This window comes from Marinobacterium litorale DSM 23545, assembly GCF_000428985.1.
Lineage (GTDB): Bacteria > Pseudomonadota > Gammaproteobacteria > Pseudomonadales > Balneatricaceae > Marinobacterium_D > Marinobacterium_D litorale.
Map to the genome: position 1 here is coordinate 1 of NZ_AUAZ01000043.1, position 22,322 is coordinate 22,322.

A 22,322-nucleotide genomic window follows, 5' to 3' on the forward strand; every position below is an offset into this window, starting at 1 on the left:
CAGATATACAGCTCCCGGATCTGAGCACCGCTCAGTTTCTTGGGACGACCGGAAATCTGCTTGGCCTTGAGCGCGTCAAAGCCACCCTCGCGGTAGGCAGCCAGCCATTCATAGATTCGTGCTCGGCTCATCCCCAGCGCTTTGATGACGACTTCTGGACTCTCGCCATCCATGACCCGTTGAACGGCGCGAACGCGAATGGCTTCTAATGTTTTGTGATCAAGTTTACGACCGTCATCGTGGCGCATGTGTGTAAATATCCGATAAGCTTGGCGAACGGAGCCTACATTATAAATGATGTTCGCTTACTTTCGAACCCATTAGTAAGCGGATCGGCGAAGAGCACTTTTTTAACGGATCACAGGATGCCATCCGCCATTGGGTGCCCCGATTAGACCAGAAGATTTGTGACCAGTGTTCAGCGCGTATTTTTCATGAGTGCCCACCTCCACTCCAATAAGCCAGCCCTGCCCCGGTATACGCCTGGCGGCTTCTACCGGACTACGGAAAGAAAAATACCCGCTATGGTGGCGGGTATTTTCCAGTTACAAGCAAAGGTGTCCGAAACCTCTACTTACGCTCTCAACATTGCGTAGAGCTGATCTTTCAGGTGAACGCGACGAAGCTTGAAGGTCTCTTCCGTACCGGTGGACGTGGGATGAACCTCCTCCTCCATCAAACGAACTTCGCGGGTCAGTTCGTCATACTCGTCAAAGAGTTTCGAGAAGTGTGCATCACTCGCTTTCAGTTCGCGAATCCGCTCCCGAAACTCGGGAAACTCATGAACCAGGTCATGACGTTCAATACTCATTCTGGCGTTCCCTGTATCTGCTATTTATGCTGTGTTTACGATTTCACTATCCCCCCGGCACCAATAGAGTGCATTGATGCCGGTCAACGTTCCTCCCCAACCCAAGCGGAGTATGCAGATGACCGAACTACCGACTCATCAGCTCTACCTGACCGAACTGCCTGTTGGGGTTTTGACCCTGCTCGCCAACGACAACGCGATCACCGGCATACGCTTTGGACGTATTGAGAATGAGACTTTAAACAGTGTTCCAAACGACCTGCTCCTGGAGGCAGCCCATCAGCTAAGCCAATATTTTGCCGGGAACCTGGATCAGTTCGACCTGCCCCTGGCACCTTCGGGCACTGAGTTTCAGCGCCGTGTCTGGGACCAGCTCTGCGCGATCCCCTTCGGCGAAACGCGAAGCTACGGCGCCCTGGCGAACGCTATCGGCAACCCGAACGCGGCACGGGCCATTGGCATGGCCAACAACCGTAACCCGATACCGATCCTGATTCCCTGCCACCGGGTCGTTGGCGCCAACGGTGCCATGGTGGGCTATGCCGGTGGGCTCAATATCAAGCAAGCACTGCTCAAGCTTGAGGGTGTGCTGGACTGAACGCCCCGTAGCGGGTAGTTTATGCCTCCCCCGATAACAACGACCCGGAACCGATCGGAACACCATGGAAACGCTCACACTCTCTCCGCTGAACCACGCGTCCGGCGAAGTTCAATTACCGGGCTCCAAGAGCCTGTCCAACCGCATTCTCTTGCTGGCGGCCCTGGCCGAGGGCGAGACCCGGGTAACCAACCTGCTCGACAGTGACGATGTCAGCCACATGCTCAATGCCTTAACCAGGCTCGGTGTTGACTACCAGCTGTCGGATGACCGCCGCAGTTGCACGGTTCAAGGTGTGGGCGGCCCTTTCCAGGCCGATACCGCCGAGCTATTCCTGGGTAACGCCGGCACGGCCATGCGTCCACTGACCGCAGCGCTCTGCCTGGGCCAGGGTGAGTTTGAACTGACCGGTGAGCCGCGCATGTATGAACGCCCGATCAAGGACCTGGTCGATGCGCTGCGCCCGCTCGGCGCAGATGTGGAATATCTGGGTGATGAAGGATTCCCGCCGATGAAAATACGGGCCCACGGCCTGGACGGCGGACAGGTCAGTATCAAGGGTAATATCTCCAGCCAATTTCTGACTGCCCTGCTGATGGCAGCCCCGCTGGCCAAAGAAGACCTGACCATCGTTGTCGATGGCGAACTGGTCTCCAAACCCTATATCGACATCACCCTGCACAGCATGAAGCTGTTCGGCGTCGACGTGATCAACGACAACTACCAGCGCTTTATTGTCAGAGCGGGGCAAACCTACCGCTCCCCCGGTGAGGTTATGGTTGAGGGCGATGCCTCCTCGGCATCCTATTTCCTGGCTGCCGCCGCCATCGCCGGTGGTACCGTGCGTGTATACGGCGTGGGTTCCGACAGCGTACAAGGCGATAAAGCCTTCGCCGAAGTGCTGGGCAAGATGGGCGCTCAGGTCAGCTACGGCCCCACTTGGGTGGAAGTCACCAAAGGCGAGCTCAACGGTGTGGACCTGGACTTAAACGCCATCCCCGATGCGGCCATGACTATAGCCACCACGGCGCTTTTCGCCCAAGGCCCTACTGCGATCCGCAACGTCTACAACTGGCGCGTGAAGGAAACCGACCGACTTAGCGCCATGGCCACGGAGCTGCGCAAAGTCGGTGCTCAAGTCGTCGAAGGCGAGGACTATATCGAAATCACGCCCCCGGCAGAGATCAGCAGCGCTGCAATCGACACCTATGACGATCATCGCATGGCAATGTGCTTCTCACTGGCCGCTTTCGGCAATGCACCGATCACCATCAATGATCCTGGATGCACCCGCAAGACCTTCCCCGAATACTTCGAACTGTTCAAAAAAATCACCCACTGATCTTTGTTCAGGCACCAACGTAAAGAAGGCGGTCCCAAGGCCGCCTTCTTGCTTTTACCCGCTCTAATGATTGTTGTTTTTACCGTCCCACATGTTCCTTCTATTGATGGGCTCCAGTAGAACTTCAGTTTTTTTCTGCGAGCAAGCGGATCATCCCGTAGATCGCGTCGATGTTGGGGCACTCCACAGCCAGCTTGTCGGCGATTTCATGGACGACTCCGATCAGCGCCTCGTACTCAAGACCGCGCCCGGCCTCAAGATCCTGTAGCATCGAGGTTCGCATCGCCCCCAGCGCCAGGGTACCGGCGTGACGCTCCTCCGGTGTCTGTTCAATCGCGCAGCCGAATTTCGAGCCGATCTGAGCCGCTTCAACCATCGCCCGTGAGCAAAACGCACGTACCAGTGGGTCGGACAGAATCCGGTCGGTGGTGGCGCCTGTCAGCGCAGAAACCGGGTTCATGGTCATGTTGCCCCAGAGCTTGAACCAGATATCACGCTGAATGGACTCCGAACAGGTGGTATCGAATCCGGCTGCGGACAGGTGTTGCGCCCATTGTCGGGTGAGAGCCGAACAACCACCCAAGGCGTCACCGAGGATCAGCGAGTTCCCCATATTGAGACGACTAACACCGGGGCTGCTGATCGAGGCCGCGATATGGATCACACAGCCGATGATCCGCTCGCTGGCCAGACAGTCACGCAGCGTGCCCTCCGGATCAACGGTTCTCAGCACCGGATCGAGCGGTGCGTCCGGCAACCCATCGAAAAACCACCAGGGCACACCGTTCATCGCCATCAGCACCCGCGTCTCCGGGCCGAGCAGCGGCTTGATCTGCGGCAGAATGGCGTTCAGGGACGGTTGCTTGACCGCAATCACGACCAGGTCCTGCTCCCCCAGCTGTACGGGGTCCGCGGCGACCGCGACCGGGTAAAAACGTGCCTCGTCCGCCACCACCAGCCCAAGCCCCTGACGCTGGATCGCCTCCATTGACTCACCACGGGCCACTACTGACACCGAATGTCCAGCCGCAGCCAATCGCGCGCCGAGCAGCCCACCGATCGCCCCGGCACCATAGATACAGACTTTCATCGGAAATCCCCTTGTCATCTAACGCTTGAACGACGGATCCTGACGTTCAACAAGACGCCTCATCGCCGCAAACACATCCTCACCGGCACCGTATTTCGGATCGAAATTCAGCGAATCGGCGACACACTTCTCAAGCACCGGCACCGGAATCTCCAGAACCGGTCCTGCGGCCATTGAAGCGAGCTGAACCTCGCAGGCACGGTTGACCAGCCACATCAGCGCAAACGCCTGTGCCAGATTGGCACCGATCACAACCGGACCATGATTACGCAGCAGCAGTACCTGCTTGTCACCGGCACTGTCGAGAATGCGCTGGCCTTCATCCAGGTGTACGGTAATCCCTTCGAAATCGTGGTAAGCAATCTTGCCGTATAGCTGCGCCGCGTAGAAGTTGCTGTACGACAGCCCCTCTTTTAGACAGCACACCGCCAGTGTCGGCGTCGTATGCACATGCATTACACAGTGACCATGATCCACTTTGTCGTGAATCGCACCATGAAAAGTGAAGCCGGCAGGATTGATCGGCCAGTCGGAATGACCAACGATGTTACCCTGGACATCGACCTTGACCAGGTTCGATGCGGTCACTTCGCTGTAATGCAGCCCGAACGGGTTGATCAGAAAGCAGTCCGGCTGGTCAGGCACCCGCAGCGAAATATGGTTGTAGATCGACTCATCCCAGTTCAGATAATCGAAAATCCGGTACATTGCCGCGAGATCAACACGGGCTTTCCACTCGGCTTCGCTAAACCGGGCGGGACGCTCGAAATAACGGTCTGTTGGGGTCATCTATCCTCTCCTGCTCAAAGTTTCAGCTTATTTTATTAACATCTTAAGCAGTTAGCGCCACCATAAAAACAAAAGCGTATATGGAACCCCACCATAATTTTCCGATATCCTTCATGAACACGAAGCAGTTGGCTTATTTTCTGAAAACAGTGGAGCTGGGCCATTGGCGCGGCGAGCTGACGTTGTTCGATGAAAGCCGAACAGACTGACACCTGAACATATCGAGCCTGGCGCTTCACGTTAAAACGGAAACAGGATCGGCGTCAGTACCAGAGTGATTCCCAGCGCCAATAGCTGCAGCGGTATGCCCACTTTGGCGAAATCGGAGAAGCGGTAGTTACCCGGCGCCAGCACCAGTGTATTGACCGGAGACGCGATCGGCGTAGCAAAGGCGGTGGATGCGGCGATCGCCACCGTCATCATCAGTGGCTCCGGGTTCACTCCCAGCAACTGCGCCGTAGTCAGCGCGATGGGCGCGATCAGCACAGTGGTTGCGGTATTGGAGATAAACTGACTGAGCAGCGAGGTTAACAGGAACAGGCCGGTACTCAGCACCAGCGGTGAGGCTCCGCCCAGTACTGCCACCAAGTGCTCGACCACATAGCCCAGCGCCCCGCTTTTCTCCATCGCCAGCGCCAGCGGCAACATACCGGCGATCAGGATCAGACTGGTCGCGTTGAGCGAGCGCAGGGCCTCGGTCAGACTGACACAGCCGGTCAGAATCATCGCCAGCGAGGCCAGCAAAATCGTCGGCAGCGCGGGCAGCCAACCGGCTGTCATGCAAACCAGCATCGCCGCCAGAATCATCAACGCCAGCGGCGCGCGCTCCCCATGGGAGGGGATTTCTCCCAGTTCCAGCGGCGTATCCAGCAGAATCAATCCCCGACGCCCCTCCAGCGCCCGGATCTGCTCCCAGCCCCCGGCCAGCAGCAGGGTATCGCCACCTTCCAGACGGGTCTCCCGGTAATCTGCCGGCAGTGCTTCATGGCGGCGGCGCACACCGATCACACTCAGGCCATAGCGCTCACGAAATGCCCCCTCGCGAATGGTGTGTCCGCCCAGCGGCGTCTCCGGCGGCAACATCACTTCAGCCACCCCAAACTCCTTGCGCATTCGCGCCATCTCCGCCTCTGGCGAACCATCATGCGTCAGACGATGACTGTCGCATAGGCGGTTTATGTCGGCTTCCTGACCGTAGACCCAAAGCTCGTCGCGAACCTCGATACGGGTATTGCTCAACACCGGAATCACGCTGGAGAGCAGCGTTTCCGAGCGCCGGATACCGATCAGTGTCACTCGGTGCTCGGAGCGCAGCGATGCCTCCACTGCCGTGCGATGAGCAAGTGGACTGAACGGCTGGACCACCAGCTTATGCAGCTGACCACTGACCCCGTAGCGGTCCATCAGCCCTTCTACATCAATCTCATCATCCGCCATGGCTGAAGGTTCCCCCGCCGGCAATAGGCGTCTGCCAACCAGGATCAAATAGGCACAGCCGACGAGCAGGACGGCGGCACCAATCGGTGTAAACTCGAAGAAACCGAACGGCTCAAGCCCCGCCGATTTCAGCGCGTTGCTGACCACGATATTGGGCGGAGTCCCGATCAGCGTCAGCATGCCGCCGATCAACGCCGCAAACGCCAAAGGCATCATCAATCGCGCCGGTTGCAAACCGGAACGCCGCGCCATACTCAACACCACCGGTATCAGCAGCGCCACCGCGCCGGTCGAGCTCATAAAAGCCGACAGCAGCGCCACCACCGGCAGCAGAAACAGCATCAAGCGAGTTTCGCTTCCGCCACCCACGCGATAGAGCCAGTTACCGGCCGCTGCGGCAACACCGGTTCTGAACAGCCCTTCGCCCACCACAAACAGGGCAGCGATCATAATCACTGTTGAGTTACCAAAACCGGATACCGCCTCCGCCGGCGTCACGATGCCGGAAACAGCAAGCACGGTGACCACCATCAGAGCCACCAGATCCATACGCAGCTTGTCGCTGATAAAAAGCGCCACGGTGACGCCCAGCAGGGCGAAAACGAACCCCATCTCCCCGGTCATCGTTCATTCCTTTAAGTGAGTTGCAGATCAGTGATGCTACCGAGCCTTTCTTACAGGAACAAAATTTTTAACCGGTTTTCCCGGCAACCCAAGCTCATCGGCGGACCAAATCATTCGTGCTTCGAAATATTTATTAATTGAAAGTTATAAAAACATACCTTCACTTTTCGAGTCGATAGTGAATTTTGGCGACATTTTTTCAAAAATCGATCACAGATTACTCAACCACATCTTTGACATCTCTTTCGAAGCACGTATTTTTAATTAAACGTTCAATCAATAAAACGGTTCTCGAAGGAAAGCAGATGCCCAAGGTCGGAATGGACAAGGTGCGTAAACCCCAGCTGATTCAGGCCACCATGCAGGTGATCGATGAAGTGGGCTTTCATGGTGCCAGTGTGGCGCTGATCGGCCGCACCGCCAACGTATCGCCCGGCATTATCAATCACTACTTTGGCGGCAAAGATGGGCTGATTGAAGCGACCATGCGTTCGGTACTACAGGACTTATCCGTCGGCGTGCGGGAGCAACTTGCCCTCACTGACCCTAACGACATCGTCGGCAGGATCAAGGCGATCGTCCGCGGCAACTTTGACCCTCGCCAGCTGGATTCCGGTGTGGTTAAAACCTGGCTCGCCTTCTGGGCCCATGCCATGCACCACCCGATGCTGTTCCGCCTGCAGCGTGTCAACGAAAAACGGCTGCTGTCACATTTGCGGCTGGAACTGAAACGGGCATTGCCGGCCGAACGCGCCGATTTTATATCCAAGGCAATCGCCGCGCTGATCGACGGTATCTGGCTGCGCGGCGCTCTGAATCCTGAGGGGATCAATACCGGGCTGGCTCTTGGAATTATCACCGATTATCTGGAGCACCAGCTTCCCCGCGAACTGTTTGAACGCCACCAACGCCTGACTTCAGAGAGCATAAACTGATGCAACAACAGACCCTTTACATCCATGGCCGGGCGCGCAACGCAACTTCCGGCGAAACATTCGTCACCCGTAACCCGGCAACCGGTGAAGTACTTGCCGAGATCCAGCAGGCATCTCAGGACGATGTGGACGCTGCTGTTGCTTCGGCCCGCGAAGGACAGGCGACCTGGGGTGCCATGAGCGGGGCAGAACGCGGCCGTATTTTGATGCGCGCAGTCCGTATCCTGCGCGGACGTAATGACGAGCTGGCAGACTTGGAAGTACTGGATACCGGCAAACCGGTCCAGGAAGCCCGCGAAGTCGATGTTGTCACCGGTGCCGATGTTATCGAGTATTACGCCGGGCTCGCAGCGAGTCTGGGCGGCGAACACCAGGATCTGGGAGGTAGTAATTTCTTCTATACCCGCCGTGAACCGCTGGGCGTTTGCGCCGGTATCGGCGCCTGGAACTATCCGATCCAGATCGCCATGTGGAAGTCGGGTCCCTGCCTGGCAGCCGGTAATGCCATGATCTTTAAACCCTCCGAAGAGACGCCGCTGACCGCGCTCAAGCTGGCGGAAGTCTTCACCGAGGCAGGCGTACCGGACGGAGTTTTCAATGTGGTGCAAGGTGATGCCCGCGTGGGCCAGATGCTCACCGCGCATCCGGAAATCGCCAAGGTCTCCTTCACCGGCGAATGTGGTACTGGCAAGAAGGTCATGGGCGCCAGCGCCCAGACACTGAAAGATGTGACCATGGAGCTGGGCGGCAAATCACCGCTGGTAGTGTTCGAAGACGCCGACCTGAAAAACGCCGTGTCCGGCGCAATGATGGCCAACTTCTATACCCAGGGCGAGGTCTGTACCCACGGCACCCGCGTTTTCGTGCACGAGTCGATCTATGACGCCTTCCTGGAGCAACTTGCCGAGCGCACCGCCAAACTGGTGATCGGCAATCCGCAAGATCCCGAAACGCAGGTCGGCGCGCTGATCTCCGAAGAACACCTGCACAAGGTGCTCGGCTTTATCGAGGCGGGCAAAAATGCCGGGGCGCGACTCGTCTGCGGTGGCCAAAGGGTCACTGAAAACGGGCTAGACAAGGGCTACTTTGTCGCACCGACCGTTTTTGCCGACTGCTCTGACGACATGCCGCAGGTGCGCGAAGAGATCTTTGGCCCGGTGATGTCGGTGCTGAAGTTTTCGTCCGAAGAGGAGGTGATCCGTCGCGCCAACGATACCGATTACGGCCTGGCCGCCGGCCTCTTTACCCGTGATTTTTCCCGCGCCCACCGTGTGATCGCCAAGCTGCAGGCCGGTATCTGCTGGATCAACACCTGGGGCGCGTCCCCGGCGGAGATGCCGGTGGGGGGCTACAAGCAGTCCGGCGTTGGCCGCGAGAACGGTATCGAAACACTGGCGCACTACACCCAGACCAAATCGGTCTTTGTCGAACTGGGCGACGTTGAGTCTCCCTATGCCTGAACCCGAAAAGTTCGGAAAGATCAGAGGCCTGAAATCAAGCTTATGAAACAGACATACGACTACATCATTGTCGGCGCGGGTTCCGCGGGTTGCGTACTGGCAGACCGCCTTAGCGCCAGTGGCGAACACAGCGTACTGCTACTGGAGGCCGGGGGGGCCGACAAGAACATTCTGATCCGGATGCCCACGGCTCTCTCCTACCCCATGAGCATGCCCAAGTTCGCCTGGCAGTTCGAATCCGACCCGGAGCCGGGGCTTGATGGCAGGCGGTTACACTGCCCGCGCGGCAAGGTGCTCGGCGGTAGCTCGTCGATCAATGGCATGGTCTATGTCCGCGGTCACGCCTGCGATTTCGAACAGTGGGACCAGCAGGGCGCAGAGGGCTGGAGCTACGCGAACTGCCTGCCCTACTTTAAACGGGCAGAAAACTGGAGCGGCGAGGCTGATCATTACCGCGGTCGTGAAGGCCCGGTGGGGACCTGCAACGGAAATGAGATGTCACTGAACCCGCTCTACCGCGCCTTTATCGATGCAGGCGTCGAGGCGGGCTATCCGGAGACGCAGGACTACAACGGTTACCAGCAGGAGGGCTTTGGCCCCATGCATATGACCGTGGATGGGGGCATCCGTGCCTCCACCAGTCACGCCTACCTGAATCGCGCCAAATCCCGCGACAACCTGACGCTGCACACCGGTGTGCTTGCCCGCAAAGTGCTTCTGGAAGGCAAGCAGGCTCAAGGGGTGGAATATGAGCACAGAGGCCAGATCGTAAAGGCACACGCCCGTCGCGAGGTGATTTTGTCCGCAGGCTCCATCGGCTCTCCCCAACTGCTGCAGCTCTCAGGCATTGGTCCTGCCGACATCCTGCATGATGCAGGCGTCCAGGTTCAGCATGAGCTTCCCGGCGTGGGCGAAAATCTGCAGGATCACCTGGAGGTCTATTTCCAGTATCGCTGCAATGAGCCGATCACCCTCAACGGCAAGCTGGATCTGATCAGCAAAGGCCTGATCGGCACCCGCTGGATTCTGCGCAAGGATGGCCTGGGCGCCACCAACCACTTCGAGTCCTGCGGTTTTATCCGCTCCCGCGCAGGTCTCAAGTGGCCCAATATCCAGTACCACTTCCTGCCCGCAGCCATGCGCTACGACGGCAAAAAAGCGTTTAACGGCCACGGATTCCAGGTCCACGTGGGGCCCAACAAACCGGAAAGCCGCGGTCGTGTCTGGATTGAATCAGCAGACCCCAAACAGCCACCGCGTATCCTATTCAACTACATCAGTACGCAACAGGATATCCAGGACTGGCGCGACACCATCCGACTGACCCGCGAAATTCTCGGTCAGCCTGCGCTTGACCGCTACCGGGGTGAGGAGATCCAGCCCGGGCCACAGATACAGAGCGATGAAGAGATCGATGCCTGGGTTCGCGCCAACGTGGAGAGCGCCTACCACCCCTCCTGCTCCTGCCGCATGGGCGCAGAGGATGATGCCATGGCCGTGGTAGACCCCCAATGCCGGGTCCGCGGTATGCAAAACCTGAGAGTGGTGGATTCTTCAATCTTCCCGACGATTACCAACGGCAACCTGAACGCACCGACGATTATGGTCGCCGAACGCGCCGCTGACATGATTTTAGGCCGGAAACCCTTGGTCGCAGACCAGGCGGACTTCTGGATCGATGAACAGTGGCAAACCCGGCAACGGCCGGGCCAACCCAAACGATGAACAATAACAAGAGCGCTAACGCCTGAAGTGGACCGTGAAAAGTCTGCGTCTTCCGCCCGCTCAGCCGAGCCGTGTTGCCCGGCTGACCAGGCGGTGAAAGGCGGTGCCCCGCAACCACCTGTAACCCGAGGAGAACTATCCAATGACCATGAACATTCTGAAGACCATCGGCACCACAGCAACCCTGAGTCTGGCACTGGGCACGCCCCTGGCCGCCTCAGCCGCCGAGCAGTGCAGCACCGTGCGCTTCTCTGATGTGGGCTGGACCGATATCACCGCGACCACAGCGATCACCAGCGAAGTGCTGGAGGGGCTGGGTTACGACACCAAAGTTCAGCTACTGTCGGTACCGGTAACCTACAGCTCCATGGCCAACGGCGATATCGACGTTTTCCTGGGCAACTGGATGCCCACCATGGAGGGCGATATCGCCAAATACCGGGATAACGGCACCGTGGAAAGCGTGCGAGCCAACCTGGAGGGTGCCAAGTATACCCTGGCGGTTCCGCAGTATGTTTACGACGCTGGCGTGAAGTCCTTTGCCGACATCGCCAAGCATGCCGACGAGTTTAATGGCCGCATCTACGGCATCGAACCGGGCAATGACGGCAACCGCCTGATCCAGAGCATGATCGACGATAACGCTTTCGGCCTGAAAGAGTTTCAGATCGTTGAGTCCAGCGAAGCCGGCATGATGTCTCAGGTTAAACGTGCGGTACGTCGTGATCAGTGGATTGTGTTCCTGGGCTGGGAGCCGCATCCGATGAACGCCAATTTTGATCTGGCTTACCTGGGCGGCGGCGATGATTTCTTCGGCCCCAACTATGGTGGCGCTACTGTACATACCAATGTACGTCAGGGTTATACCGAAGCGTGCCCCAACGTTGGCACCCTGCTGAACAACCTGGAATTCAGCTTAGAAATGGAAAACGAGGTCATGGGCGCGATTCTGGATGATGGCGAAAAGCCCCGCGCAGCGGCCAAAGCCTGGCTGCAGAACAACCCGGCTGTGCTGGAAGGCTGGCTCGAAGGTGTCACCACGCTGGATGGCAAAGAGGGCCTGAGTGCCGTCAAAAGCCACCTGAACCTTTGATCCATCATCAAGATAGGTATTGCGCATGGATTGGTTAACCGACCATAAACTGCCGCTGGGCAGCTGGATGGAGGCATTTGTCGATTGGCTGACGATGAACGCAGCCGGCTTTTTCGACGCCATATCTCTGTCTCTTGAGTGGGTCATTCTCTCACTGGTGGATGTGTTTCTCTGGTTCCCGGCGGGCGTTATCGTAGCCTTGGTGGCCGTTATCGCCTGGGCGCTGCATCGCCGGCTATCACTGGCACTGTTTTCCGCCGGGGCGTTGCTGTTGATCCTGAACCTGGGCTACTGGACCGAGATGATCCAGACCCTGGTACTGGTGCTAACGGCCACCTCACTGTCGGTGCTGCTGGGCATTCCGCTGGGGATCCTGGCGGCGCACAAGCGCTGGGTCTATACCCTGCTACGCCCGGTTCTGGACCTGATGCAGACGATCCCCACGTTCGTCTATCTGATCCCCACACTGGTGCTCTTTGGCCTGGGCGTAGTGCCGGGGCTGATCTCCACAATCATCTTCGCTATCGCGGCGCCGATCCGGCTGACCTACCTAGGTATCAGCCGGGTACCTGAGGAACTGATTGAAGCGGGCAAGGCGTTTGGCGCCAGCCACTCCAAGCTGCTGTTCAAGGTGGAGCTGCCAGCCGCCATGCCCAGCATCATGGCCGGTGTCACACAGTGCATCATGCTGTCGCTGTCGATGGTCGTCATCGCGGCACTCGTCGGCGCCGACGGCCTGGGCAAACCGGTTATCCGGGCACTGAACACGGTCAATATCTCCCAGGGCTTTGAAGCGGGACTGGCGATCGTTCTGGTGGCGATCATTCTCGACCGTATCTGTAAAAAACCGGGCGCCAGCGAGGAGGGTTAATATGGCCGTAGTCGATATCAAAAATCTGGACGTGGTGTTTGGCAATAACCAGACGCAGACCCTGTCACTGATCGATCAGGGGCTCTCCCGCCAGGAGATTCTGGACAAGACCGGCGATGTGGTCGGTGTTGAAGGCGCGAGCCTCAGCGTCAACGAAGGTGAGATCTGTGTTCTGATGGGACTCTCGGGTTCCGGCAAATCCAGCCTGCTACGCGCCGTCAATGGCCTCAACCCCGTATCCCGGGGTTCACTGGAGGTACAGGACGGGGACCGCATGGTCGATCTGGCCAACTGCGATGGACCCACCCTGCGTCATCTGCGCAGTCATCGTATATCAATGGTGTTCCAGAAGTTCGCCCTGATGCCCTGGCTTAGTGTGCTCGATAACGTGGCCTTCGGCCTGGAGATGCAGAATGTCAGCAAGAAGGAGCGCCGTCGCCGTGCCCGGGAAAAGCTGGAGATGGTGGGCCTGGCCGAGTGGGAGGACAAATTCCCCCATGAACTCTCTGGCGGTATGCAGCAGCGTGTCGGCCTGGCCCGCGCCTTTACCATGGACAGCGATATTCTGCTGATGGACGAACCCTTCTCGGCGCTGGACCCGCTGATCCGTGCCCAGCTGCAGGATGAGCTGATCGAACTGCAGGAGCGGATGAAGAAAACCATACTGTTCGTCAGCCATGACCTGGATGAGGCGCTGAAGATCGGCAGCCATATCACGATTATGGAATCGGCGCGCATCATCCAGCATGGCCGCCCCGAAGATATCGTACTGAACCCCAGCACCCCTTACGTGGAAGACTTCGTGGCGCACACCAACCCGCTCAATGTACTGCGCGGCCGCTCGCTGATGACGGCAGTAGACGCAATGGCACTGGATGGAGAGGGCCTGGTGCTGAACGCCAATGACCACACACATCTGCGCCTTGATAACGGCAAGCCCACACAGGCTCGCCGCGGAGATCAGACGCTGAAAGTGACCGAGTGGACTGACTCGATGATGCTGGAGCAGGTTCGGGAAAACATGCTGATGGTAGCCGACCCTGAGGTCTCCATGCGCACCGCCATCGAGTTGCGCTACCGCAGCGGCCTGCCCGTTGTGCTTGCCGAACAGGGACGTCTGGTGGGCATGCTGTCAGACCGGGATTTCTACCACGCCCTGCTGGGCAAACACTTCACGCAGGACTCAGCGGACGCCGCTTGAAACCACCCCACTGCCGGTTAAAGAAGAACCGGCAGTGGGCTCTCCAATGCAAATTCATTGGCATCCAGCCGCACGCGCCAGGCCAGAATCAGCACGCCGCTGGTCTGTGCCTCACGCAGTAACTCACCGTAACGCCTGTCCACCTCATCAGCAGGACGTGCCGCCCGGGCTCCGGAGTGCTGGACGCAGAACATCAATGCCGCCCGCTTACCCGATGCAACCACCTCCATCAAGGTCAGCAGGTGCTTCTGGCCGCGCTCGGTCACCGAGTCGGGAAAGGCGATCACGCCATCGTCCTCATCGTCAGGGCCCGGCCCCAGCGTCACGTTTTTCACCTCGATAAACGTGTGAGGATCACTGCGCTCCCCGAGCGCCAGATCGAAGCGGCTATCGCCATATTTAACTTCGCGCTCCACTCCCTGCTCCGGTAACAACTCCGGGATCCTGCCTCCTCTCACCGCCTCCTCCACCAACGCATTGGTGCGTGCAGTATTCACACCGGCCCAGTGTCCGTGGCCTACCTGCACCGCTTCCAGCGTATGGCGGTACTTGCGCTTGGGGTTACCGCTATCGGAGATCAGCGCCGCCTGCTCCACACCGGGCAATACACAGTTTTTCATGGATCCGGTATTGGGGCAGTGCACCGTCATTTCGCTGCCATCAGCCCGGCGCACATCGGCCATAAAACGTTTGTAGCGACGTAGCAGGGTTACGGACTCCAATGGAGGATCGAACTTCACAGGCACTCCCAGGATACGGATAGAAAGGCGCAAAAGGATCCACCAGCTACTGACTGTCGTCAACCTCGTGACGGGGGGTGGCCTTTATAACAATTGTCGGACTTGATACCGGGCAGGTATCCGGTCGTTGATAAACGGGACGCCCTCGGCCTCCAGTAATGTACGCTGACGCCACCAGGCATCGGTATCTGGCGCAAAAGCGAGCCGCCCCTGGGCCGTAATCACCCGGAACCAGGGAAGCTGACTGTCCTCGGGCAGCATACGCAGAACACGCCCGACGAAACGGGCATGATTCGGGTAACCCGCCTGTCGCGCTACCTGCCCATAGCTCATGACATGGCCCGGTGGAATAGCGGCGACCACCTGCCATATACGTTCTACCAGACCGGGTTGTTCCATAAACTGTGCCTTGGCAAATGGTTTGCATAATGTATGCGTAGTTGTGAACCTAAAGACTAACGGCCCAGCCACTGAATTCAAGACAGGACTATTCCATGCAAGAGAGCGAGCTTCCGATTTACGGCCAGGGCGATGCCACCTATAAAGCGGCGGGCGAACTGGACGGGATTACTGCACTGGTCGACCGTTTCTACGAGCGGATGGATACCCTGCCCGAAGCCAAAGCCCTGCGTGAGATGCACCCGGCAGATCTGACTGTCGCACGCCGTAAGCTCACCTACTTTCTCTCCGGCTGGATGGGCGGCCCCAAGCTGTTCAAGGAGCATTATGGTCCCATCGTCATCCCCGATGCACACAAGCACTTCCCGGTGGATATGGACAGCAAGAATGCCTGGCTCAAGTGTATGGAGCAGGCGTTGATTGACCTGGATTACCCGGAATCCTTTCGCCACTACCTGATCGAGAAGCTGGCAATCCCGGCGGAGAGTATCCGGTTGATGGCGGAACATGAGGCCAAATACAAAGCCTGACAGGAGGACACGCGCTTTCTGTGTTGTGAGCAAGCCCTCAGAGAATGAAACAAAATAACGGTAATCCTGCGGGAAGCCAATGCTTAATTCTAGATGCGATGGTCCCGAATCTGCGCGAAAGTCAGTAATTTGGTATAATCAGACAATCGCAGAGGAGAGTTGCATGACACGCCAGCCCAAAACCGCCAAACGCACCATAAGCAAGGACCGGATTCGTAGATCTGTCGCGAGCTCCTGTGCCATCGAGACAGGTGAGTCTTCAAACCTTATTGAGGCGCGGTTGAAGTCAGGTGAACGCCGTTTTCCCCAATTGACACTCGCACGCTGATCACTGCACAGGCCTAGACCTGCTGCTCCAACACGTCCCTAACCAGGCACTCAATGTATTGATAATTGCCCGCGACACCCGCCTGAATCGATTTAAAGTAAAAGTCTTTATTGTCTTCCCACAGCTGGTAATCAAGCGGTTCAAACCCCGCTTCGATCACCATGGTATCCATCAGAAGTCGTGATAAACGTCCGTTTCCTTCCCGGAAGGGGTGGATTAGGATGAATTCAACATGGTTTTGCGCCAGGTACTGAACAACCGCCTCATCATCCATTTCGGACAGTTCTGAAAAGCGGTTAAGTAATTCCTGTTCGAATGAGCCTATCAGTCTTGGCAACTGAGCAGCCGCTGCAAAGTGAAAATCGCCCTTGCTCATGTTGACTGTACGCAGGCTACCTGCCCATTCATACAGATTACCCAACCATAGGTGGTGCCAGCGTTTGATATCGTCGAATGTCAGGATCTCTCTGGAGTCGGATAGCACAAATTCATACAGCGCTTGCAGTAGTTCAGTTTCCGCATCATCGATATCCTGCTTTCGGGTCAGACCCAGCCGATTGCGCAGTACACCTTCTTCGCCGCCCGGCTGAAAGTCCCCTTCGCTGTTGGTTACATCATATCGGCTCATCGATAACGGCGCTCCTGTTATGCTTAGACTAGGTGTTAGTCGCAACATACCGGGGCTAACCCCGGGCACTACTCCGACCAGACAGCAAACTCATTGCCGCTGGGGTCGCAGAAATGAAAACGCCGCCCACCTGGAAACGAAAAGATCGGCTGAACAATCGTTCCACCGCAGGCTTTGACTTTTTCTTCAGTCGCTTCCAGATGATCGCTGTAGAGCACGACAAGCGCACTGCCAGCGGCTGTTGTCGCCACCTTATCCGAACGATAAAAGCCACCATCCAATCCGGCACCCTCGATGGCGGCATAGTCCGGCCCGTAGTCGATAAAAGACCAGCTGAACGCATCCGTAAAAAACTGCTTCGTGGCCTCAAGCTCACGCGCGGGCAGCTCAATGTAATTGATTTTCCCTGTCTCTCTCATCTTTGGTCCTTACATGATGGCTGTTGGCAGTCAAAGGATAGGCCTAAAGCGAATTAGCCGACAAAGGCAAATCCCTTCTTGCCCCCTTTCTTCACACCATACATGGCCGCATCCGCCGTTTTCAGCAACGCTTCCAGGTCCGCCCCATCGTTCGGGAACCCCGCGATACCGATGCTGGCACTGACCACCGCTTCCTGGCCGGCAACCTGGACCGGCTGCTCAAGGATCTCCAGAATCCGGGCCGCGATCGCCCCAGCCTCAGCTTCACTGGTATCGTGGGCAAGCAGCACCACGAATTCGTCACCCCCTATTCGGGCCAGCAGGTCCTCCGCTCTGATAGTGCCCTGTAAACGCCGGGCGGTTTCACGCAGCACCAAGTCTCCCGCACTATGGCCAAAGTGGTCATTGATCGCCTTAAAGCCATCCAGATCAACAAACATCACCCAAAGCGTCGTTTTATGGCGAACCGCGTGAGCGATAATCGACTCCGCCGCCTCCTGCATATAATGCAGGCTGTGCACGCCGGTCAGCGCATCCTTCATCGCGATATCATGCAGTTTGGCACGCGCCTGCTCCACCTCATCCAGCGCGTTATAGAGCTCGGTAAAGTCATACTCCACGACCAGAAACAGAAAGTCACCGTTCAGTGGGTGCCGGGTGCGCCGGATATCCAGGCTGTGGCGCCGCTTTCCGGTGCTGGTTTGCATGATGAAATCCCAGCGTCCCTCCTCACCGGCCCGCACTCGCTCCAGGCAGGCGCGACCTTCGGCAAGGTCGGCAAACCGGGCGACAAAGGCACAACTATCTGTTTCAGCGGAGCGCTCTGCCACATGGGTATAGGCTTCCGTAGCAGCCGGATTCTCGACCAGCGGCTCGCCCTCATAGGTGAATGTAGTGGCCGGTATGCGGGTGTAGCGCATCGCCTCCATCATCAACAGGTTTTCCGGCTGTTCCCCCAGATTCACCTGCTCATTGATATAGGCGATGATGCCGCGATGCTTCTCCGGGCCCAGCAGAACCGCTCGGTGCATCATGAGCAGCGTCTTGGGCTTGCCATTGGGGTAGGTGGTCCAAGGGTCAACCGTCAGCCCATCTTTCGCGGCCAAGTCGAAGGTTTGCTTAGTGCGATCTCGTGCGCCCTGGGTATCGCCAGACAGATCCTTATCGATCAGCGCCTGGCGAGAGCTCAACCCCCAGAAATCCACAGCCGCCTGATTACCCCACCACCAGCCGTGCTTGTCCAGGTCGAAGACCCAAACCACATTGGGGATCAGCTCATAGAGCCGCAATTCATCATGGCTGACAATATGGACCAGATGATCATAATTACTGCGAGTCGCCATCACTTACACCGGAGCGCTATAACATTGGATAGATACGCTCCAGTATATCAAATGACCGCTGATGTCTGACTAACCCTTTAGCCCACACTGAGAACCGGTCGCCCTTTCACCCAAACCCGCTTGATCGACAGCGGGGATCCGTCCAAGCGGTCCAGCAGCAGCAGATCCGCATCTTTGCCCTCTTCGATCGAGCCGGTCTTGGAGTCGATACCCAGTGCCTTGGCCGGTCCGGCACTCACCAGGTTCCAGGCCTCCGGGAAGGTGCACAGCCCGTTCTCAGCCGCGACGAAGGGCGCTCGAAACAGAGATGCATAATGATAGTCACTGCATAACAGGTCGGCGCTCTGATGGTGGATCGCATCAGCCGCAGCCAGTGCACCGACATGGGAGCCGCCACGAACCAGGTTAGGCGCACCGACCAGCACAGAGATTCCTTTATCGCCCATGGCACGAGCCACCTCCAGCGTCAGGGGAAACTCTGCGATGGATACACCGAACGCCTCGGCCCGCGCCACATCCTCCATCGACTCATCGTCGTGGCTGGCGATGGGAATTCCCTGCCGACGCGCCAGCGCAGAAAGCTCACTCAGCTGCTCCATACCAAGATCACGGTGTGCCTGAAGCTCATCGATAAAGTGATCCAGCTCAGCATCGGTCATCTTCAGACGGCGGGAGATACTGGTTTTGAACCGCTTTACCTTTTTCTCGTTGTCCGGCTGTGGCAGATGGTTATTCAGCGAAAGCAGATCGATCCGCCCGGCCTCTAACCATTCGCACAGCTCCCGGTGATCACGGGTATTTACCTGCTCGTGACGAATATGGATACGGGTATCACACTTCAGCTGATCCCGGTGGGCTTCGACCAGGTTCATCAGTTCACGCACGGTCTCACGGGAGCGCATACCCGGCTCGAAGCCGTCGGTAATGCTGAAATAGAACGTGGTAATGCCGGCGCCGACCAGAAGATGATCGTTGGTTGCCAGTGCCAGATCGAGCGGAAACGCGCTACCTGAACGCGGAGAGATTTCACGTTCGAACGCATCACCGTGGGAGTCGATCATACCGGGCAGCAGGTAAGGCAGACTGCTATCCGGTGTATCCACCTGTGAATCGATGAGATGGATGCGGGCGATACGCCCGTGCTCCAGCACTACCTGATCCGCAATGGCCCAGCCACTGGGCGTAAGCAGATTGACGGGGCCTGTGCGATGTTGGAGCGGTTGAGAAAACTGAGACATGAATGGCTTACTCTTTATACTGCAAAAACATGGAATGACTTGGGAAATTCAAGCGTCAAAGACATTTTTCCCGGGCCCAGCCGCTTAAACGCTCGACGCCGTATACCAGCACAAACACCATCAGGATGATGGTCGCAGCCTGGTCGTAGCGGAACATCTCCATGGAAACCGCCAGCTCAGCACCAATCCCCCCGGCACCGACCAACCCCAGGACCACGGAGGAACGTACCGCTTTTTCAAGCGAGAAAAGGCTGGAGTTAATAATGCTAGGAGCCGCTTCTGGCAGAATCGCCACCACGCAGCGGTCGACAGTGCCTGCACCAATCGCCTTCAGCGCCTCGTTGGGCTGGGGGTCGGCCTCCTCTATCGCCTCGGCGAAGAAGCGCGCACAAAAACCGATGGTATCGACGATCAACGTCAGTACCCCGGCAAAGGGCCCTAACCCTACAGAGGCCACAAAAAACAGCGCCCAGGCCAGATCAGGAATGGTACGCACCAGACTGACCCAGGCCCGAACCACCTTGTAAACCAGCGGATGCGGCGATGTGTTGCGCGCGGCAAGAAACGCCAGGGGCAAGCTCAGGACAATGCCGATCACCGCGCCGACCAATGCCATCTGCAAGGTCACAAACACCGATTTGGCGATAGGCCAGGCACGCTCGGTATCGGGCGGTACCATCTCGGACATGATCACCCCCATATTGGGGATCCCTTCAACCAGGTTGGAGAGAGAAAACTCCGAGCCATACAGTGCCCAACTGAAAAAGCCGATAAACAGTACGAAAAGCACGCCCGATAACCAGCTCGGATTATCAAAACGGCTCGGTATCACCGTAGCGGGAGCGCCAGACTCAATAGCCATAGACAACCTGTTGTTAGAAGAAATTTCTGAGTTCGGAAAGCGAGCAGGCATGACTGGGCGCATTCAGCTTTACACCCTTATCGCGCAACCCAACGATACGGTCCGAAAAGCTCTGTGCATGGGACATATCGTGGGAGACCATCAATACCCCAAGCGACTGCTCATGAGAGAGGCGCTGCAACAGCTCCATAATCTCGTTGCCCGAACGCGGGTCCAGGCTGGCCGTGGGCTCGTCGGCAAAAATCATCTCCGACTTTTGCATCAGCGCCCTGGCCACAGCCACCCGCTGAGATTGGCCGCCGGACAGCTGATCCGCCCGGCGCAGGGCAAAATCCTGCAACCCGACCTGTGCCAGACAATGGTACGCGGCCTCGCGCTGATCACGGGGTGCCAGCGCCTGCGCCCACAACCTCGGCCCCCGGTGGCGCCCCAGCGCACCGTGCAGCACGTTGGAGAGCACGCTCATTCGGCCGACAAGCTGATGCTTCTGGAACACAAAGCCCACCCGCGTGCGCGCCTTAACCAACTGACGGTGGGACAAGGCGGTCAACTCGCACTGGCCGATTTTTACCGAGCCAGTGTCCGGCTCAACCAGACGCACACAGCAGCGCAGCAGTGTACTTTTCCCCGCCCCGTTGGGGCCGATGATGGAAACCACCTGCCCTTTCGGTAGCTCAAAGCTGATATCGCGGAAGATAACGTCCTGTCCGTCGTAGCGCTTGCTGAGCGAGGCAACGCTCAGCAAGGGGGTTGCGGGCTTCGCAACAGTCTTTACATCACACTCGACGGCGCCAGCCATTGGCATATTCATCACAACCCCCTTACACGCATAATCAGCAGGCTTGATCAGTCACCGATGAAATCAGCGTATTCCGGGTAACCGGCGGTCGCGTACATGGCGCGTACATAATCGTAATCGCTGTCCTGAATACCGGTCAGGAACTTCATACCGGCATATTTCTTGTTGTCATCACCGGTCAGAATCGCCGCGATCAACTCCTGGGAGTTTTCGGTGAATGCTTTACGCATCCGCTCGACAACCGCTGCGTCCACATGCTCACCGGACATCAGAACGTCATTGGGCAGGTCCGGGCCGCGTGCGATAACACGAAACGCACCCGCTTCCAGTCCACCCTCTTTTTCAGATTCTTTGCCACGCAGCTTCAGGAAGTTCAGGTGGTTCATACCCACGGCCGCCACGTCACCGCGCTTGAGCGATTCCCAACCCACAGTAATCTTGGTATGAATCTCGTCGATCTCTTCACGGCCCAAGTTGTAATCCGCCAGTGCCTGCATCGGCCCCAGATGCTTGGAAGTGGAACCCACAGAGCCGAAGGCGACCTTCTGGCCCGCCAGGGACTTCACACTGGAGTACGGGCTATCGGACAGGGTAATCACGGTGGCGAAGTAATCCGGGCGTGAAAAGCCCACCACGATATTGGCGTTGGTGCGCTTTTTAATCACCACGTATTCAGCAGGGCCGGTCATTACAAAATCGACCTTTTTGAAACGCAGAGCCTCAACCGCCGCTGTGCGGTTAGCAAAGGTGTGATCAAGTCCACCACATGGGATAATGCTGACTGCACATGATCGAGGACGCATAAGATGGATCAGCAACTTACATTCGCGGACAGCGAGTTCAGCAACAAGCGCCGTCAGACCCGCAAGGAAAAGTTCCTGGGCCGAATGGACAAGCTGATTCCATGGGCGCGTCTCGAAGCCGTTATCGAGCCTCACTATCCCAGGGCTGGAAACGGCCGTCGGCCGTACCCCTTGTCCACCATGTTGCGCATTCACTGCATGCAGCAGTGGTATAACCTCAGTGATCCAGCCATGGAAGATGCGCTGTACGAGATTGC

General features: G+C 57.6%; 24 protein-coding genes. 10 read left to right on the forward strand and 14 right to left on the reverse strand.

The genetic code is table 11. The annotated features are described in order from the left end of the window. Nucleotides 1-248 (reverse strand): helix-turn-helix domain-containing protein (locus tag G403_RS0119155; RefSeq protein WP_036234660.1); only part of this gene is annotated, 248 nt, incomplete at its 3' end. Nucleotides 249-574: 326 nt separating this feature from the next. Then, complete coding sequence (locus G403_RS0119160) at nt 575-811, reverse strand: HP1242/YdcH family protein (RefSeq protein ID WP_027855421.1); 237 nt, start codon at nt 809-811, stop codon at nt 575-577. A 118-nt stretch (nt 812-929) separates the two neighbouring features. Here G403_RS0119160 and G403_RS0119165 point away from each other — a divergent pair, with 118 nt between their 5' ends. Both G403_RS0119165 and aroA read left to right on the forward strand, forming a co-directional pair. Next, nucleotides 930-1,409: a methylated-DNA--[protein]-cysteine S-methyltransferase gene (locus tag G403_RS0119165; RefSeq protein WP_036234663.1), complete on the forward strand. Its 480-nt coding sequence runs from the start codon at nt 930-932 to the stop codon at nt 1,407-1,409. Between the two features lie 64 nt (nt 1,410-1,473). Further along, nucleotides 1,474-2,751, forward strand: coding sequence for a 3-phosphoshikimate 1-carboxyvinyltransferase (gene aroA, locus G403_RS0119170; RefSeq protein WP_027855423.1), 1,278 nt, complete (start codon nt 1,474-1,476; stop codon nt 2,749-2,751). A gap of 124 nt (nt 2,752-2,875) precedes the next feature. On the opposite strand, the gene G403_RS0119175 is transcribed toward aroA, so the two are convergent. The 3 genes from G403_RS0119175 to G403_RS0119190 all read right to left on the reverse strand — a co-directional run bounded on the left by G403_RS0119175 (nt 2,876) and on the right by G403_RS0119190 (nt 6,691). Further along, nucleotides 2,876-3,841, reverse strand: a complete 966-nt coding sequence (locus tag G403_RS0119175) for a 2-dehydropantoate 2-reductase (protein ID WP_027855424.1) — start codon at nt 3,839-3,841, stop codon at nt 2,876-2,878. 18 nt (nt 3,842-3,859) lie between these two features. Next, nucleotides 3,860-4,630, reverse strand: coding sequence for a class II aldolase/adducin family protein (locus tag G403_RS0119180; RefSeq protein ID WP_027855425.1), 771 nt, complete (start codon nt 4,628-4,630; stop codon nt 3,860-3,862). A 240-nt stretch (nt 4,631-4,870) separates the two neighbouring features. Next, nucleotides 4,871-6,691 carry an SLC13 family permease gene (locus G403_RS0119190; RefSeq protein ID WP_027855426.1) on the reverse strand — a complete coding sequence of 607 codons (1,821 nt, stop codon included), beginning with the start codon at nt 6,689-6,691 and terminating at the stop codon, nt 4,871-4,873. A gap of 305 nt (nt 6,692-6,996) precedes the next feature. On the opposite strand from G403_RS0119190, the gene betI reads away from it, so the two are divergent. From betI to choV, 6 genes are all read left to right on the forward strand, one after another. Then, nucleotides 6,997-7,626, forward strand: a complete 630-nt coding sequence (gene betI, locus G403_RS23980) for a transcriptional regulator BetI (protein WP_051299297.1) — start codon at nt 6,997-6,999, stop codon at nt 7,624-7,626. Beyond that, nucleotides 7,626-9,086, forward strand: coding sequence for a betaine-aldehyde dehydrogenase (gene betB / locus G403_RS0119200; protein WP_027855427.1), 1,461 nt, complete (start codon nt 7,626-7,628; stop codon nt 9,084-9,086). The genes betI and betB overlap by 1 nt, the downstream gene beginning before the upstream one ends. A gap of 42 nt (nt 9,087-9,128) precedes the next feature. Beyond that, nucleotides 9,129-10,811 (forward strand): choline dehydrogenase, encoded by a 1,683-nt coding sequence (betA, locus tag G403_RS0119205; protein WP_027855428.1) that lies wholly within the window; start codon nt 9,129-9,131, stop codon nt 10,809-10,811. Nucleotides 10,812-10,953: 142 nt separating this feature from the next. Next, entirely contained in the window at nt 10,954-11,904 is a 951-nt protein-coding gene (locus tag G403_RS0119210) for a choline ABC transporter substrate-binding protein (RefSeq protein WP_027855429.1), read from the forward strand. A gap of 25 nt (nt 11,905-11,929) precedes the next feature. Then, nucleotides 11,930-12,775 (forward strand): choline ABC transporter permease subunit, encoded by an 846-nt coding sequence (gene choW / locus G403_RS0119215; protein ID WP_027855430.1) that lies wholly within the window; start codon nt 11,930-11,932, stop codon nt 12,773-12,775. Nucleotide 12,776: 1 nt separating this feature from the next. Further along, complete coding sequence (gene choV, locus G403_RS0119220) at nt 12,777-13,976, forward strand: choline ABC transporter ATP-binding protein (RefSeq protein WP_027855431.1); 1,200 nt, start codon at nt 12,777-12,779, stop codon at nt 13,974-13,976. Between the two features lie 17 nt (nt 13,977-13,993). Here the strand turns inward: choV and sfsA are convergent, their stop codons facing one another. Next, nucleotides 13,994-14,716 carry a DNA/RNA nuclease SfsA gene (sfsA, locus tag G403_RS0119225; RefSeq protein ID WP_027855432.1) on the reverse strand — a complete coding sequence of 241 codons (723 nt, stop codon included), beginning with the start codon at nt 14,714-14,716 and terminating at the stop codon, nt 13,994-13,996. 84 nt (nt 14,717-14,800) lie between these two features. Then, nucleotides 14,801-15,115: an MGMT family protein gene (locus tag G403_RS0119230; protein ID WP_027855433.1), complete on the reverse strand. Its 315-nt coding sequence runs from the start codon at nt 15,113-15,115 to the stop codon at nt 14,801-14,803. Between the two features lie 95 nt (nt 15,116-15,210). Here G403_RS0119230 and G403_RS0119235 point away from each other — a divergent pair, with 95 nt between their 5' ends. Next, the gene (locus G403_RS0119235; RefSeq protein WP_027855434.1) at nt 15,211-15,645 is read left to right on the forward strand and encodes a group II truncated hemoglobin; all 435 of its coding nucleotides are present in this window, start codon (nt 15,211-15,213) and stop codon (nt 15,643-15,645) included. A 341-nt stretch (nt 15,646-15,986) separates the two neighbouring features. Here G403_RS0119235 and G403_RS0119240 read toward each other — a convergent pair whose 3' ends face one another. The 7 genes from G403_RS0119240 to G403_RS23990 form a co-directional block, all read right to left on the reverse strand. Next, the gene (locus tag G403_RS0119240) at nt 15,987-16,601 is read right to left on the reverse strand and encodes a Fic/DOC family protein (protein ID WP_027855435.1); all 615 of its coding nucleotides are present in this window, start codon (nt 16,599-16,601) and stop codon (nt 15,987-15,989) included. A gap of 68 nt (nt 16,602-16,669) precedes the next feature. Next, the gene (locus G403_RS0119245) at nt 16,670-17,020 is read right to left on the reverse strand and encodes a VOC family protein (protein ID WP_027855436.1); all 351 of its coding nucleotides are present in this window, start codon (nt 17,018-17,020) and stop codon (nt 16,670-16,672) included. Nucleotides 17,021-17,073: 53 nt separating this feature from the next. Next, nucleotides 17,074-18,363 carry a GGDEF domain-containing protein gene (locus tag G403_RS0119250; protein WP_027855437.1) on the reverse strand — a complete coding sequence of 430 codons (1,290 nt, stop codon included), beginning with the start codon at nt 18,361-18,363 and terminating at the stop codon, nt 17,074-17,076. Nucleotides 18,364-18,440: 77 nt separating this feature from the next. Beyond that, complete coding sequence (locus tag G403_RS23985) at nt 18,441-19,601, reverse strand: alpha-D-ribose 1-methylphosphonate 5-triphosphate diphosphatase (RefSeq protein WP_036234668.1); 1,161 nt, start codon at nt 19,599-19,601, stop codon at nt 18,441-18,443. Between the two features lie 55 nt (nt 19,602-19,656). Then, nucleotides 19,657-20,463: a phosphonate ABC transporter, permease protein PhnE gene (phnE, locus tag G403_RS0119260; protein WP_051299299.1), complete on the reverse strand. Its 807-nt coding sequence runs from the start codon at nt 20,461-20,463 to the stop codon at nt 19,657-19,659. 13 nt (nt 20,464-20,476) lie between these two features. Then, the gene (locus G403_RS0119265; RefSeq protein ID WP_211232717.1) at nt 20,477-21,274 is read right to left on the reverse strand and encodes a phosphonate ABC transporter ATP-binding protein; all 798 of its coding nucleotides are present in this window, start codon (nt 21,272-21,274) and stop codon (nt 20,477-20,479) included. Between the two features lie 35 nt (nt 21,275-21,309). Further along, nucleotides 21,310-22,065: a PhnD/SsuA/transferrin family substrate-binding protein gene (locus G403_RS23990; protein ID WP_084404123.1), complete on the reverse strand. Its 756-nt coding sequence runs from the start codon at nt 22,063-22,065 to the stop codon at nt 21,310-21,312. A 3-nt stretch (nt 22,066-22,068) separates the two neighbouring features. Between G403_RS23990 and G403_RS0119275 the strand changes: the two genes are divergently transcribed. Next, a partial coding sequence (locus tag G403_RS0119275; RefSeq protein WP_027855440.1) for an IS5/IS1182 family transposase occupies nt 22,069-22,322 on the forward strand: 254 nt, incomplete at its 3' end.